Genomic DNA, 13,924 nt, shown 5'->3' on the forward strand with positions numbered 1-13,924 from the left:
GGATCAACAGTTCCCGGCAGAGTCGTTGTGGCGGCCGGCGATGGTGGCGAAATAGACGTCGTCCAGCGTGGGGTGGATCGGTTCGAAGTCGTCGCCGGGATAGCGGTCGGCGTACACGTGGAGCAAGGTGCGGCCGGACAGCAGGCGCGTGGAGATGACGGTGTGACGCTTGTGGAAGTCGGGCAGGTCGTGCTTGGCGACGACCCGTGCCCAGATCTTGCCCTCGATGCCTTCGATGAGGCGGGCCGGTTCGCCGCACAACAGCACGTTGCCCTTGTTGATGATCGCCATGTTGGCGCAGAGGTCTGCCACGTCTGACACGATGTGCGTGGACAGGATCACGGTCTTGTCTTCGCCGATGTCGGACAAGAGGTTGTGGAAGCGCACCCGTTCCTGCGGGTCGAGGCCGGCCGTCGGCTCGTCGACGATGATCAGCTGCGGGTCGCCGAGCAGCGCCTGGGCGATGCCGAAGCGCTGGCGCATGCCGCCGGAAAAGGTGCCCAGCTTCTGGTTGCGGACCTCGAACAGATTCGTTTGCTGCAGCAGCGCGTCGACGACTTCGCGCCGGCGGTGGCGCTGCGACAGGCCTTTCAATTGCGCGAAATGGTCGAGCAGTTCGTAGGCGCTCACTTTCGGGTAGACGCCGAAATCCTGCGGCAGATAGCCCAGCAGGCGGCGCACTTCGTCTTTTTCGTCGAGGACGTCGATGTCGTCGAGGAAGACGGAGCCGCTGTCGCATTCCTGCAAGGTGGCGAGAATCCGCATCAGGGTCGACTTGCCGGCGCCGTTCGGCCCCAGCAGGCCGAACATCCCGGGTGGGATGCTCAGCGTGACCCTGTCCAGTGCGACCACGCCATTGGCATAGGTCTTGGACAAATTGCGGATCTGTAATTCCATGGACACTCCCGTTGCGCGTGACAATGCACGTATTTCATGACTGTTGCATTGTATTAAAAAGGAGCTGAAGAGGCAGCAGCCGTGCGACACACGGCGTTTTCACAAGTCCAGAGTGCACAAAAGCGGGAGCAGGATGCAGGGAAAACGGGGCTCCAGCATACGGCGCGGCACGCTTTCTGTCCACTTTGGCAACATCATCGATGATATCGCGCAGGCCAAAACGGGCATAATGTCTCCATGGATACCCTCATCAAGGACAAGATCCTGGCCGTCACGCGCCAGGGCCGTACCCGGGCCGAGTCGACCGACTGGTTCCGCGTCGCCATCGGCCTGTACTACCTGGCCGGGCTGATGACGACGGAAACCATCGATTTCAAGACCGTCGACCGCGAATACAACCGCTTCATCTACCATACGATCGGCGCGGGTCACACAATCACGAGCATCCTGCAATTCATGAGCGGGCGCAGGGTCTTGCCGATCGTGCAATCCGAGCGCTTCATGGCCGCGTTCGCCGCGAGCTGTACGGAAGTGCCGCCGGAGTCGATCCCGTTCCTGCTGGAGCTGAACCTGGGCGTGGCGAAGAACATCTCGAAGCTGGAAGTCGACGGGCCGCTGCACGACTGGCTGCAGGCGCAGAAACTTGCGCAGAAGACAGGGGACGGAGGGGATGCGGCCGAGGGCATATAATTCTGCCTATCGCATAACAGGCTGAAAAGGCAATCCATGACAACGGCATCCCGCACCATCTCTCCTCTCGACCACCTGATCGTCGGTTTCGACAAGGCGTTGCGCGTCGTGGGCGGCGTGGCGAAGGCCGGGCGTCCGAATCCGGGCGTCTCCGCGCCCGACTGCGAGCTGAACGCGCAGGAACAGCGCCACAGCGCCGGCCTGATGCGCGTGAATCACGTCGGGGAAGTGTGCGCGCAGGCGCTGTACGACGCACAGGGCCGCCGCGCATCGACGCAGGCGATGCGCGCGCAATTCGCGCAATCGGGCCGCGAGGAAGAAGACCACCTGGCCTGGACGGCCGAACGCCTGGCCGAGCTGGGTTCGCAGCCGAGCCTGCTGAATCCGCTGTGGTATGCCGGCGCCTACGCGCTGGGCACCGTCGCGTCGCGCCTGGGCGATGCCGTCAGCCTTGGCTTCGTCGTGGAGACGGAGCGGCAGGTCGAGGCCCACCTGAACAGCCACCTCGACCAGTTGCCACCGCACGACGCGAAGTCGCGCGCCATCGTCACGCAGATGCGCGACGACGAGATCCAGCACGGCGCCAAGGCGCAGGACATGGGCGCGGCGGAGATGCCGCTGCCCGTGAAGGCCGCGATGCGCGCCATGGCCAAGGTGATGACCACGACGGCGTACTACATTTAACGGGAAATCGCCGGTAGGGTGGACGGCTACACCCGGCGGGATGCATGTCGACGACCCGGCCGCCGTCCACGCGTTCATGCGGCGCTTGCATGCCGGGGACGAAAATCGGCGTCGTGATCGTATTCGACGGATTGACCGGAGCGTACCACCGCGTGGACGGCGGAGCCGTCCACCCTACGGTGTGGTCGGGTTATCCTTCGACGATCTCGAACGAGTGCGTGATCTCGGCCGTCTTGGCCAGCATGATCGACGCCGAGCAGTATTTGTCGTGCGACAGGTTGACGGCACGTTCGACGGTCGCGGGCTTCAGGTTGCGGCCCGTGACGATGAAGTGGAAGTGGATCTTCGTGAACACCTTCGGATCCGTCTCGGCGCGTTCGGCCTTCAACGTGACGTCGCAACCGCGCACGTCTTCGCGGCTGCGCTTCAGGATCAGCACGACGTCGTAGGCGGTGCAGCCGCCGGTCCCCAGCAGCACCATTTCCATCGGGCGCGGCGCCAGGTTGTGGCCGCCGCCCTCGGGGGCGCCATCCATGTTGACCAGGTGGCCGGAGCCGGTCTCGGCCCGGAAGCTCATCCCGGACGGTCCGTTCCAGCTGACTTTGACTTCCATCGAATTCTCCGCTTTGGTTTGTTAGGTAAAGACGGCCATTCTAAGCCAGCGCGGCGCACCGTGCTGATGACGCCTCAGACGGCCAGCACATAGCGCTCGCTCTTCATGCGCCACGCGGCGAACGCGATGGCCGCCCACGCGGCGAGGGCGGAGCACAGGAACGTCAGCAAGAACGGCAGCACGCCGATGTCGCCGCCCTTCGCGGTCTCGCGCAGCAAGGTCTGGTTCGACAGCATGGGCACGAGGTACATCCACGATGCCGTCTTCAACTCCAGCATCGAAACGGCGAGCCCCGGCAGCATCGGCACGAGCATGACGATCGACAGCACGCTCTGCGCTTCCTTGAACGAGCGCGCGTTCATCGCCACCGCGATCTGCATGCCGGCCGCGCACAGCGACAGCGGCACCGACGCCAGGCACACCAGCAGCAGCCGGCCCCAGCTCACGCGCCACGTCATGCCGATTTCTTCCAGCGGCATCCATGACAGGATCGCGTGCGCCAGCATCAGTTCGAACGTGATGCCGACGATGGCCAGCGATGCGGCGGCCAGCCATTTGCCCGTGACGAGTTCCCACGTGCGCACGGGCTGCGCCATCAGCACCTCGAGCGAACGCCGTTCGCGCTCGCCCGCCGTGGAGTCCACGGCGGCCGACAGCCCGCAGATGAACGCGGGGAAGAACAGGAAGCCGAGGATGCCGCCGATGACGCCGGCCGAGCGCGCGGCCGTCGTCCCCGTGTCGTAGCGCTGCACCTGCACGGGTGACAGCGCGGCCGGCGACACGCCGTGCGCCAGCAGCCGCGCGCTCGCGATGTTCATGGCATAGGCATTCAGCACTTCCTCGATGTCGCGCCGGCCGTCCTGTTCCGTCGACGAGTCGTACCAAAGCTCGATGCGTGCAGGCCGCATCGCGGCATAGTCGGTGGCGTACTTGCCGGGCAGGCGCAGCACGGCGGCCGCCTTGCGGGCGCGCAGCAGCTCGCCGATCGCGGCCTCGCCGAGCGGCGGCGTGTCGTGGATGGTGACGTTCTTCTGCTTCAGCTGGGACATCAACGTGGGCGCCTGCGCGCCGCCGATCACGGCGAGCACGATGCCTTCGCGCTCGGGCTTCGTCGCGCGGTCGATCCACTGGTGCAGCAGGATCCCGAGCAGCACGGGATACATCAGCGTGAACAGGGCGAGGAGGCCCAGCGACCGTTTGTCGCGCAGCGATTCGCGCAACTCCTTCTTGAACACGACGAGGAATTTCGAGGTCATGCGACGATCCCTTCATCGGTGCCGACCAGGCGCACGAACGCGTCCTCCAGGTTGGCGATGCCCGTGCGGCGGCACAGGTCCGCCGGCGTGCCCTGGGCCACCGTATGGCCCTTGGCGATGACGATCACGTCGTCGCACAGATGGCTGACCTCCTGCATCACGTGCGTGGCCATCACGACGCAGCAGCCTTGCCCGCGCAGTGCGGACAGCGCATGGCGCACGGCGCGCGTGCTCATCACGTCGAGCCCGCGCGTGGGTTCGTCCAGCAGCAAATGGCGCGGGCGGTGCAGCAGCGCGCGCGCGAGCGCGACCTTGATGCGCTGGCCCTGCGAAAAGCCCTTGCTGCGGCGTTCCAGGATATCGTCCATCGCGAGCATCTCCGACACCTCGTCGATGCGCGCGGCGAGCGCACGCTTCTCCATGCCGTTCAACTCGCCGAAATAGGTGAGGTATTCGCGCGTGGACAGGCGTTCGTACAGCCCGAACTGGTCGGTCAGGAAGCCGATGTTGGCGCGCACGGCGAGCGGATCGCGTTCCGGGTCGACGCCGTCGATGGCGATGGTGCCGTGGTCGCGCCTGAGCATGCCGACGAGGGTGCGCAACAGCGTGGTCTTGCCGGCCCCGTTGGGGCCCAGCAGCGCGGTGATCTGGCCGTCGCGCGCCGTGAAGCTGACGCCTCCCAGTGCCTGGACGGCGCCGAATTGTTTACGGACTTCGTGTGCTTCGATCATGGATGTGGCGCTCGTCAGGGTTGCGGCCCGGCGCTGCCGAGCTGGAAGGTCGGGGCCGGGATGTCGTTCAGGCAGGCGCCGTCGACGTTGACGGTCGGCTGGTCGAGGAAGGCGCGCAGCAGGCGCGGTGCACAGCCCAGCTGCGACACGCCATGTCCCACATTGGGCGCCGTCAGCAGCTGCGCGTGATCCATGAAGCGCGCGGCATCCTGGGCGCGGCGCGGCGGTGTCACGGGGTCGAGTGCGCCGGACAGCAGCACCGCGGGCGCCGCGATGCGCGTCGGGGGCGTCGCCGGCACGGCCGGCACGTTCATCGTGCGGCACAGGCCGCGCAGGCGCTCGCCCAGCGTGCGCGTCAGCGGGCTCGCGTCGCTGGCGGCCAGCGCGGGCGTGAAGCGGGGCATGTCCTCGGCGCAGACGACGGCCAGGTGCAGCAAGGTGGCGGGCGCGCCGTCGGGTGAGAAATCGGCGGCCAGGTTGCGGCGCGCGACGAACGGCTGCCAGCGGCCTTCGCTGGCGCTGTGCACGAGGAACGGCAGGCGGCGCGCGTCGGCCGGCGAATACAGCATGTTGCGCACGGTGTCGAGCAGGCGCTCGCTCGTCATCGTGACGTCGACCTGGCGCGCCGTGCGCGGATCGGGCAGGTTGAGTTTCAGCGGGCCGGCGTCAAGCTTCGCGACGAGGGCGTCGAATTCGCGGCGCAGGTTCGGGTAGGCGCGCGCGCAGGCGGCATCCTTCGCGCATTGGGCGAACAGCCGGTCGAGGGCGGCCTGGGCGTCGCGTCCGCCGGCCGGGATCACCTGGTCGGGCGCGGCGACGGCATCCAAGGTGAGCGTGCGCACGGCGGCCGGGTAAGCGCGCGCGTACGCCTGCGCGAGCCGGGTGCCGTACGAGCCGCCCCACAGGTTGACCTTGTCGTAGCCGAGCGCGCGGCGCACGGCGTCGATGTCGCGCGCGGCGGCGGCCGTCGTGTACGCGGCGAAGGGGGTCTTGCTGGCCGCGATGCAGCGGCGCAGGGCAGTGTCGATCTCGGCGTCGCCCAGCTTCGCGTCCTCGTCGACGTCGGATGGGCAATCGAGCTTGCCGGACAGCCCCGTGCCCCGCTGGTCGATGAAGACGATGTCGCGCGTGGGCCGCACGCGCTTGAAGGCGGTGGCCAGCAGGGGCAGCACGTCGCTGCCCGCTTCGCCGGGGCCGCCGGCCAGCACGAACACGGGATCGGGCCGTGCGCCCTGGCGCAGGGCAGGGGCGATCGTCACGTGCAGGTTCAGGGTGGCGGGCTTGCCCGGTTCCAGCGGCACGGGCTGGGTCAGGCAGCGCAGGGCTTCCTCGACGCCGGGCAGGTGACAGGTGCGCGTCTGCGCCGGCGGTGTCGGGCTCGCTGCCGTGGCCGGGATGGTGGCCGTCAGTAGTGCGCCCAGGAGCAGGATGGATTTCAACAAGCGGTCTCCTCTTTGATGCGGCTCATACTAATTTGTCATCGATTTCGCGGTCAATGCAAAGTTGCAAAATTGCATGATCTCGCGCGGATAGCCTTGCGCTGGCGCCAGCCCGATGCGTGCCTTGGCCGGCTTGACTGTCGGGTATGGAATCGGCTATAGTCGTGGGCTTTCCATTTGCTCGGGAAAAGACAATAAGGCAGAGTCCGCGATGCAGCATCGCCCGCGGAACCACCATTCGAGCATTACTACCCTATATTAGGAAGTCAACATGAAAACTTTTTCCGCTAAGGGCCATGAAGTCCAGCGCGATTGGTACGTGATTGACGCGACGGACAAAGTCCTCGGACGTGTTGCCAGCGAAGTGGCACTCCGACTGCGCGGCAAACACAAGCCGGAATTTACTCCGCACGTCGACACCGGTGATTTCATCGTCGTCGTCAACGCAGGCAAACTGCGCGTGACCGGCACGAAAGCCAACGACAAGAAGTACTACCGTCACTCGGGCTACCCGGGCGGTATCTACGAAACCAACTTCCTGAAAATGCAACAGCGTTTCCCGGGCCGCGCCCTGGAAAAAGCCGTCAAAGGCATGCTGCCGAAGGGCCCGCTGGGCTACGCAATGATCAAGAAGCTGAAAGTGTATGCGGAAGCCACGCACCCGCACGCTGCCCAGCAACCCAAAGCACTCGAAATCTAAGTAAGGAACTGACATGATCGGTAACTACAACTACGGCACCGGCCGTCGCAAGAGTGCAGTGGCCCGTGTGTTCATCAAAGCTGGCACCGGCCAGATCATCGTGAACGGCAAACCGGCCGCCGAATACTTCTCGCGCGAAACCGGCCTGATGGTCATCCGTCAACCGCTGGAACTGACCGGCAACGTCGAGCGTTTCGACATCAAGGTCAACGTGCATGGCGGCGGCGAGTCCGGCCAGGCAGGTGCAGTGCGCCACGGCATCACCCGCGCACTGATCGACTACGACGCAGGCCTGAAGGGCGACCTGGCACGTGCCGGTTTCGTCACCCGTGACGCCCGTGAAGTCGAGCGTAAGAAAGTTGGTCTGCGCAAAGCACGTCGCGCAAAGCAATTCTCGAAGCGTTAATTTGGATCTGCAGCGCTTTCCGCGCTGCTGCCAGCACGAAAAACCGCCCGCTGCGAAGCCGGCGGTTTTTTTGTTTTGAATTCGGGGTCAGAGCATGTTGTGCGCTTTGGCACGGGATGTTCGGCATAAGATGCTCTGACCCCGAATGGTTCACTGCAGCACGTGACGTAGCACCCTGCTAAAATTGCGGGCTCGTACGGAACGTATCTATTTATCAAGGGGAAACAGACATGATCAAAGTTGGCATCGTTGGCGGCACCGGTTACACGGGCGTGGAATTGCTGCGCTTGCTCGCAGCCCACCCCGAGGCTCAGCTGACCGCGATCACGTCGCGCAAGGAAGACGGCCTGCCCGTCGCCGACATGTTTCCCTCGCTGCGCGGCCACGTCGACATCGCGTTCTCGAGCCCGGACAAGGCCGACCTGAAGCAGTGCGACGTCGTGTTCTTCGCGACCCCGCACGGCGTCGCCATGGCCCAGGCCCCCGAGCTGATCGCCGCCGGCGTGAAGGTGATCGACCTCGCGGCCGACTTCCGCCTGAAAGACCAGGCCACGTTCGAGAAATGGTACAAGATCCCGCACAGCGCGCCCGACCTGCTGGAAGAAGCCGTGTACGGCCTGCCAGAGCTGAACCGCGACGACATCAAGCAAGCGCGCCTGATCGCCAATCCGGGCTGCTATCCGACGACGATGCAGCTGGGCTTCTACCCGCTGCTGAAGGCGGGCATCATCGACGCCGGCAACCTGATCGCGGATGCCAAGTCGGGCGTGTCCGGCGCGGGTCGCAAGGCCGAGATCGGCACGCTGTTCTCGGAATCCAGCGACAACTTCAAGGCCTATGGCGTGCACGGTCACCGTCACACGCCGGAAACGTCGGCCCAGCTGCAGCGCTACACGGACCAGAAGGTCGGGCTGATCTTCACGCCGCACCTCGTGCCGATGATCCGCGGCATGCATTCCACGTTGTACGCGCGTCTGACGCAGGACATCACGAACGAAGGGCTGCAAGCCCTGTTCGAAGAGCAGTACAAGGACGCGGAATTCGTCGACGTGATGCCGTTCGGCTCGCATCCGGAAACCCGGTCGACGCGCGGTTCGAACATGCTGCGCATCGCATTGCACCGTCCGGACAACGGCAACACGGTCGTCATTCTCGTCGTGCAGGACAACCTCGTGAAGGGCGCGTCCGGCCAGGCCGTGCAGTGCATGAACCTCATGTTCGGGCTGCCGGAAAGCATGGGTCTGAAGCAGGTCGCGCTGCTGCCGTAAAGCCCACTGCGGCCCGGCGGGGCCGCGTCCCATGGCAAGGCTTGGTCACAAGACACAGATCAAGGCGACCGGTGTTGGCAACGGTACATTGACCGTTGGACAGAACCAACGCCTAGCACAGGGGACAATCATGTTCGGTCGTAACGCAAAAAGCGAAATCGATAGCCTGATCGGCATTTCCGCGCGCATCGAAGGGGATCTCGTGTTCACCGGCGGGCTGCGCATCGACGGCGAGGTGCACGGCAACGTGGTCGCCGCGGACGGCAACGACAGCGTGCTGATCGTCTCCGAGCACGCTCGCATCGAGGGCGAGGTGCGCTGCGCCAACCTGGTCGTCAACGGCTACATCGCGGGCACCGTCTATTCGTCCGACCTCCTTGAATTGCAGCCGAAAGGCCGCATACATGGGGATGTCCATTACCGTTTGCTGGAAATGCACGGCGGCGCCCTCGTCACCGGCAAGCTGACGCACCAGCCGGACTTGGCCGTGAGCGCCCCCGAACCCGTTTTCCACCTTGGCGTAGCGGCCGAAGGGGCTTCAGCATGACTGGCGCCAACGGTCTATAATGGACGAAATCCGTATCCAATCAGGAGTTTATCCATGAATGCAGTCGCCGAAGTGCAAAACGCACAAGACACGATCCCCGCGCCCATCAACTTCACCGACAGCGCTGCTCAGAAAGTTGCTCAGCTCATCGAAGAAGAAGGCAATCCCGACCTGAAACTGCGCGTCTTCGTGCAGGGCGGCGGTTGCTCGGGCTTCCAATACGGCTTCACTTTCGACGAGATCGTGAACGAAGACGACACGACGATGGAAAAGAACGGCGTTCAGCTGTTGATCGACTCGATGAGCTACCAGTACCTGGTCGGCGCCGAGATCGACTACAAGGACGACCTCGAAGGCGCCCAGTTCGTCATCAAGAACCCGAATGCCCAGTCGACCTGCGGCTGCGGGTCTTCGTTCTCGATGTAAGCCACGCGCGTACCGAATGTCGAAAGCCGTCCCGGCATGCCGGGGCGGCTTTTTTTTCGCCTGCGTTATCAATGGCGAACAAGCAATTTCGCGTAGTACACTGACGCCCTGATGGCATGTCCGCCGAGCGCGGATGTGGCGGCTACGAGACATAAATACAGGCCAGGGACAAAAGAAATCACGTTATCGGCCTCATGATGTTACCGCTATCATTCCTGATTCGGCTTATGCCACGGCCGAACCCGACATAACAAGGAGACAAGCATGACGAAGCAAGCAAGGAAACAGACGGCACTGGCCGTCCTGCTGGCCTGCGCCGCGATGGGCGCGCACGCGCAGGACCGCACCTGGCTCGACAAATCGAAGTCCGCCGACGAGCGCGCCCGCGCCGCCGTCGCCGCGATGACGCTCGACGAGAAGCTGCTGCTGATCGTCAGCTACACGGACAAGAAGGACGTGGCGAAGCAGCCGGACGACATCATACCGCCGGCCATCAAGGCCGATATCGCGGCACACCACATCGAGGGCTCGGCCGGCTACGTGCCCGGCATCCCGCGCCTCGGCATCCCGGCGCAATGGCAGACCGACGCATCGATCGGCGTGCGCGTGACGGGCATGGAGCGCACGGCGCTGCCGTCGTCGTTGGCGACGGCGGCGAGCTTCGATCCTGCCGTGTCGGAAGCGGGTGGGCGCATGATCGCCGACGAGGCCCGCGCATCCGGCTTCAATACGTTCCTGGCCGGCGGCGCGAACCTGGCGCGCGAGCCGCGCAACGGCCGCAACTTCGAATACGTGGGCGAGGATCCGCTGCTGGCCGGGCGCATGGCCGCGGGCCTCGTGAACGGCATCCAGTCGCGCCACATGGTGTCGACGATGAAGCACTTCGCCGTCAACGACCAGGAAAGCCAGCGCACGACGGTCGACGTCACGATCGCGCCCGAGGCGATGCGCCAGTCGGACCTGCTCGCGTTCGAGATCCTGGACGAACTCGCGAAGCCCGGTTCCGTCATGTGCTCGTACAACCTCGTGAACGGCCGCTGGGCGTGCGAGAACGAATACCTGTTGAACAAGACCCTGAAGCAGGACTGGAAGTTCAAGGGCTATGTGATGGCCGACTGGGGTGCCGTGCACTCGACGGCGGACGCGGCGAACTTCGGCCTCGACCAGTTCACCGGTTACCCGTGCTGCAATCACCACGGTCCGTTCTACTCGGCCAAGAATTTCAAAGAGGCGATGAACAAGGGCGAGGTGTCGATGCCTCGCCTCGACGACATGGCGCAGCGCATCCTGTGGCCGCTGTTCCAGACCGGTACGTTCGACGATCCGCCCAAGCCGGGCAAGATCGATTTCGCTGCACACGCCGCTGTGACGCAGCGGGCGGCCGAGGAATCGCTGGTGCTCCTGAAGAACGAGAACAACGTGCTGCCGCTGGCGAACGTGAAGTCGCTTGCCGTCATCGGCGGCCATGCGGACAAGGGCGTGCTGGCGGGCGGCGGCTCGTCCGGCGTGACGCCAGTCGGCGGCAACGCCGTCCCGGACCTCGCGCCGAAGTCGTGGCCGGGCCCCGTCGTCTACATGCCGTCGTCGCCGCTCGCCGCGCTGAAGGCGGAGCTGCCGAAGGCGAAGATCGCCTATGCGAGCGGCGCCGACATCGATGCGGCCGTCGCGCTGGCGAAGCGGTCCGACGTGGCCGTCGTGTTCGTGACGCAGTGGCTGGGTGAGGGCTTCGACGGCAAGCTGGAACTGGACGGCAACCAGGATGCGCTCGTCGCGGCCGTCGCGCGCGCGAATCCGAAGACGGTCGTCGTGGTGGAATCGGGCGGCGCGATCTTGATGCCGTGGCTGGCGCAGGTGCCCGCGGTGCTGGAAGCGTTCTATCCCGGCATGCGCGGCGGCGAGGCGATCGCGCGCATCCTGACGGGCAAGGCGAATCCGTCCGGCCACCTGCCGATCAGCTTCCCCGCATCGAACGCGCAGCTGGCGCACGCGGAGATTCCCGGCTTCGGCAAGCCGGATGGCATTCCCGTCCACATCACATACGACGAAGGCGCCGCGATCGGTTACAAGTGGTACGACGCGAAAGGATATAAACCGTTATTCGCGTTCGGTCACGGCCTCAGTTACACGCGCTTCGCCGTCGCCGAGCCGAAGGCGAATGTCGCGAACGGCGCGTTGACGGTCGGCGCCGCGCTGCGCAACACGGGCAAGCTGGCCGGCAAGGGCGTCGTGCAGGTGTACGTGGCACCGGCCGACGTGAAGGCATCCGGCTGGGAAGCGCCGAAGCGTCTCGTCGCGTTCCACAAGCTCGACCTGCAGCCGGGAGGCTCGCGCGCGTTCACGCAGGCCGTCGATCCGCGCCTGCTGGCCACCTACGAGGTCGCGGACGACAGCTGGCATGTGCGCGCCGGCACGTATCGCGTGCTGTTCGGGCAGGCGGCGGACGATCTGCCCGTGTCCGTCGACGTGACGCTGCCGGACATGACGTGGAGCGCCGTCCACAAGGAGTGACGGCCTTACCTGGCCCAGTAGTCCAGCACCAGCGATTTCTCGAGGCAGGTCTTGAGCGTTGCGACGAAGCGCTGGTGCGCCGGGTGCACGAGGTAGGCGTCGCGGTCCTCGGCGGCGGCGAACGTCAGCGTGAAGCAGTGCGTGAAGCCGTCGTTCAAGCCTTCCGGGCTCACGTTCGTGCCCCATTCGTAGGCCGCGATGCCGGGAATGGCGGCGGGCAGGGTGGCGAAGTCCTTGACGATGGCGTCGACGTCGTCGTACGACGCTTCGTCCTTGAACGCGAACAGGACGACGTGGCGGAGCAGGGGTGCGGACATGGGCGGATGGGGCGAGTGAGTGACCCGCCATCTTACACGGCGGTCTGCCGTCAGGGCGCCAGCGCGATCACATCGTCGCCCGGCAGCGGCGCGCACTGCGCGCCCAGCGGTTCCCAGCCGCGATGCACGACGATGCGGCGCTCGTCGTGGCACAGCTCCACGCGGCGCGCCTGCGGGGAGGTCTTGTGCACGAAGTCCTCGATCGTCGTCGGCACACTGATGTGCAGCGCCAGCGCGTAGACGTCGTCGAGCGGATGGTCGCCCACGTGCACGAGAGGCACGAACTGGCCCGCGAACACCATCCAATGCGACGGGATGCGGACGGGCGTGGCCGCATAGCCTTGCGCGCGCAGCCACGCCTGCGCGCGGGCCCGGGCGGGATCGGCCGGGTCGAGGCCTCCCCACGCGAACGCGATCAGCTCCGCCACCCACTGGTTGCAATTCTGGTAGCGCGTGCCGAAGGCGTAGGCGTTCGCGCTGTACTGGTCGCCCAGCAGCGCGAGGGCAAGCGGCTTGTCGAGCGCGGCCCGTTCGAGCTGCGCGCCCTGTTCAGCGGACGGGAACAGCAGCGTCACGTGGCCGCGCGCCGGCGTGTCGGCGCCCAGCACGAAGCCGGACATGCCCTGGTCGAACAGGCGCGGACGCGCTTCGTCGCAGGCATAGTACAACTGCCGCACGGCCCACGGGCCGCCGGGATTGTCCTTCAGGGCGATGCCGGCGTGCGAGTACAACAAGCCGAAGCGGGAGAGGTCCAGCCCTGCGCGCGCCACGAGCGCGACGCTGTCGCCGGAACGCGCTAGTTCATCCTTGACGGCGGCCGCGAAGCGCAGCACGCGGTCCTGCTCGGCGGCCGTGATCTGGTGCGGGCGCTCGCAGAACGTCGGGATGCCGGCCCACGCGCCCGCGCTCAGGCAGGACAGCAGCGCGGCCCCGAGGAGCCGGCGGAACAGCATCAGATCGTGACCTTGCGCGATGCGAGCTCGCGGTACCAGTCGTCCTGCAGCGCGAGGAAGAACGCCTTCTTCGTGTCGCCGTACGCGAATTCGTAGCCGTATACGCGCTCGTTCACCTGCACGACTTCATCCTTGGCGATGCGGCGATCGGCCAGCGCGCGGTCGGGCACGTCGACCCAGAACTCGGTGGCGGAATCGCCCGCGACGGCGCGCAGGGTGACGCGCGTGGTGTCCGCCTTCGCGGGCGCCTGGGCGATGTCGATCACGCGGTACGGGCCCGTCGTCACGCGGCGGTGGTCGCCGCTCGAGCTGTTGCTGGACCCGCCGATCGAATCGGAGATGCTGGCCGACGAGGCCGAGCCGGCGCTGGACGCGGACGAGGCGACGCTGTCGGCGTGGGCCGGCAGGGTGCACGCGGCGGCTGCCAGCGCGAGGGCGAACGCGCGGGTAAAGGTTGTGAAGGTCATTGCGGCATCTTTCTTAAGCGTA

Annotated in this window: 16 protein-coding genes; 8 read left to right on the plus strand and 8 right to left on the minus strand. The window is 65.7% G+C overall.

What is annotated here, in order from left to right:
- Positions 1 to 3: 3 nt before the first annotated feature.
- Complete coding sequence (locus tag NX784_RS12900; RefSeq protein WP_258817071.1) at positions 4 to 897, minus strand: ABC transporter ATP-binding protein; 894 nt, start codon at positions 895 to 897, stop codon at positions 4 to 6.
- Between the two features lie 237 nt (positions 898 to 1,134).
- Here NX784_RS12900 and NX784_RS12905 point away from each other — a divergent pair, with 237 nt between their 5' ends.
- Both NX784_RS12905 and coq7 read left to right on the plus strand, forming a co-directional pair.
- Positions 1,135 to 1,587, plus strand: coding sequence for a hypothetical protein (locus tag NX784_RS12905; protein ID WP_258817072.1), 453 nt, complete (start codon positions 1,135 to 1,137; stop codon positions 1,585 to 1,587).
- A gap of 36 nt (positions 1,588 to 1,623) precedes the next feature.
- Complete coding sequence (gene coq7 / locus NX784_RS12910; protein ID WP_258817073.1) at positions 1,624 to 2,271, plus strand: 2-polyprenyl-3-methyl-6-methoxy-1,4-benzoquinone monooxygenase; 648 nt, start codon at positions 1,624 to 1,626, stop codon at positions 2,269 to 2,271.
- Between the two features lie 190 nt (positions 2,272 to 2,461).
- Here the strand turns inward: coq7 and NX784_RS12915 are convergent, their stop codons facing one another.
- From NX784_RS12915 to NX784_RS12930, 4 genes are all read right to left on the minus strand, one after another.
- Positions 2,462 to 2,884 (minus strand): OsmC family protein, encoded by a 423-nt coding sequence (locus tag NX784_RS12915; RefSeq protein ID WP_258817074.1) that lies wholly within the window; start codon positions 2,882 to 2,884, stop codon positions 2,462 to 2,464.
- Between the two features lie 74 nt (positions 2,885 to 2,958).
- A complete protein-coding gene (locus NX784_RS12920; RefSeq protein ID WP_258817075.1) occupies positions 2,959 to 4,140 on the minus strand; it encodes an ABC transporter permease in 1,182 nt (393 codons plus the stop codon).
- A complete protein-coding gene (locus tag NX784_RS12925; RefSeq protein ID WP_258817076.1) occupies positions 4,137 to 4,871 on the minus strand; it encodes an ABC transporter ATP-binding protein in 735 nt (244 codons plus the stop codon). Before NX784_RS12925 ends, NX784_RS12920 begins: the two co-directional genes overlap by 4 nt.
- Positions 4,872 to 4,885: 14 nt before the next feature.
- Positions 4,886 to 6,313 (minus strand): alpha/beta hydrolase, encoded by a 1,428-nt coding sequence (locus NX784_RS12930; RefSeq protein WP_258817077.1) that lies wholly within the window; start codon positions 6,311 to 6,313, stop codon positions 4,886 to 4,888.
- 268 nt (positions 6,314 to 6,581) lie between these two features.
- On the opposite strand from NX784_RS12930, the gene rplM reads away from it, so the two are divergent.
- The 6 genes from rplM to NX784_RS12960 all read left to right on the plus strand — a co-directional run bounded on the left by rplM (position 6,582) and on the right by NX784_RS12960 (position 12,165).
- Positions 6,582 to 7,010, plus strand: a complete 429-nt coding sequence (gene rplM / locus NX784_RS12935) for a 50S ribosomal protein L13 (protein ID WP_036235400.1) — start codon at positions 6,582 to 6,584, stop codon at positions 7,008 to 7,010.
- A 13-nt stretch (positions 7,011 to 7,023) separates the two neighbouring features.
- The gene (rpsI, locus tag NX784_RS12940; RefSeq protein WP_028102305.1) at positions 7,024 to 7,416 is read left to right on the plus strand and encodes a 30S ribosomal protein S9; all 393 of its coding nucleotides are present in this window, start codon (positions 7,024 to 7,026) and stop codon (positions 7,414 to 7,416) included.
- Positions 7,417 to 7,646: 230 nt separating this feature from the next.
- On the plus strand, positions 7,647 to 8,684 hold the full coding sequence (argC, locus tag NX784_RS12945; RefSeq protein WP_258817078.1) for an N-acetyl-gamma-glutamyl-phosphate reductase: 1,038 nt from the start codon (positions 7,647 to 7,649) through the stop codon (positions 8,682 to 8,684).
- Between the two features lie 130 nt (positions 8,685 to 8,814).
- Positions 8,815 to 9,231, plus strand: coding sequence for a bactofilin family protein (locus tag NX784_RS12950; protein WP_258817079.1), 417 nt, complete (start codon positions 8,815 to 8,817; stop codon positions 9,229 to 9,231).
- A 54-nt stretch (positions 9,232 to 9,285) separates the two neighbouring features.
- On the plus strand, positions 9,286 to 9,657 hold the full coding sequence (erpA, locus tag NX784_RS12955) for an iron-sulfur cluster insertion protein ErpA (RefSeq protein WP_036235410.1): 372 nt from the start codon (positions 9,286 to 9,288) through the stop codon (positions 9,655 to 9,657).
- Between the two features lie 264 nt (positions 9,658 to 9,921).
- Positions 9,922 to 12,165, plus strand: coding sequence for a beta-glucosidase (locus NX784_RS12960; protein WP_258817080.1), 2,244 nt, complete (start codon positions 9,922 to 9,924; stop codon positions 12,163 to 12,165).
- Between the two features lie 5 nt (positions 12,166 to 12,170).
- On the opposite strand, the gene NX784_RS12965 is transcribed toward NX784_RS12960, so the two are convergent.
- The 3 genes from NX784_RS12965 to NX784_RS12975 are packed head-to-tail and all read right to left on the minus strand — an operon-like array spanning position 12,171 to position 13,902.
- The gene (locus NX784_RS12965; RefSeq protein WP_258817081.1) at positions 12,171 to 12,482 is read right to left on the minus strand and encodes a Dabb family protein; all 312 of its coding nucleotides are present in this window, start codon (positions 12,480 to 12,482) and stop codon (positions 12,171 to 12,173) included.
- A 50-nt stretch (positions 12,483 to 12,532) separates the two neighbouring features.
- On the minus strand, positions 12,533 to 13,435 hold the full coding sequence (locus NX784_RS12970; RefSeq protein WP_258817082.1) for a DUF2145 domain-containing protein: 903 nt from the start codon (positions 13,433 to 13,435) through the stop codon (positions 12,533 to 12,535).
- Entirely contained in the window at positions 13,435 to 13,902 is a 468-nt protein-coding gene (locus tag NX784_RS12975) for a hypothetical protein (protein ID WP_258817083.1), read from the minus strand. Before NX784_RS12975 ends, NX784_RS12970 begins: the two co-directional genes overlap by 1 nt.
- Between the last annotated feature and the right edge of the window lie 22 nt (positions 13,903 to 13,924).

The organism is Massilia pinisoli, from assembly GCF_024753285.1.
GTDB lineage: Bacteria > Pseudomonadota > Gammaproteobacteria > Burkholderiales > Burkholderiaceae_D > Telluria > Telluria pinisoli.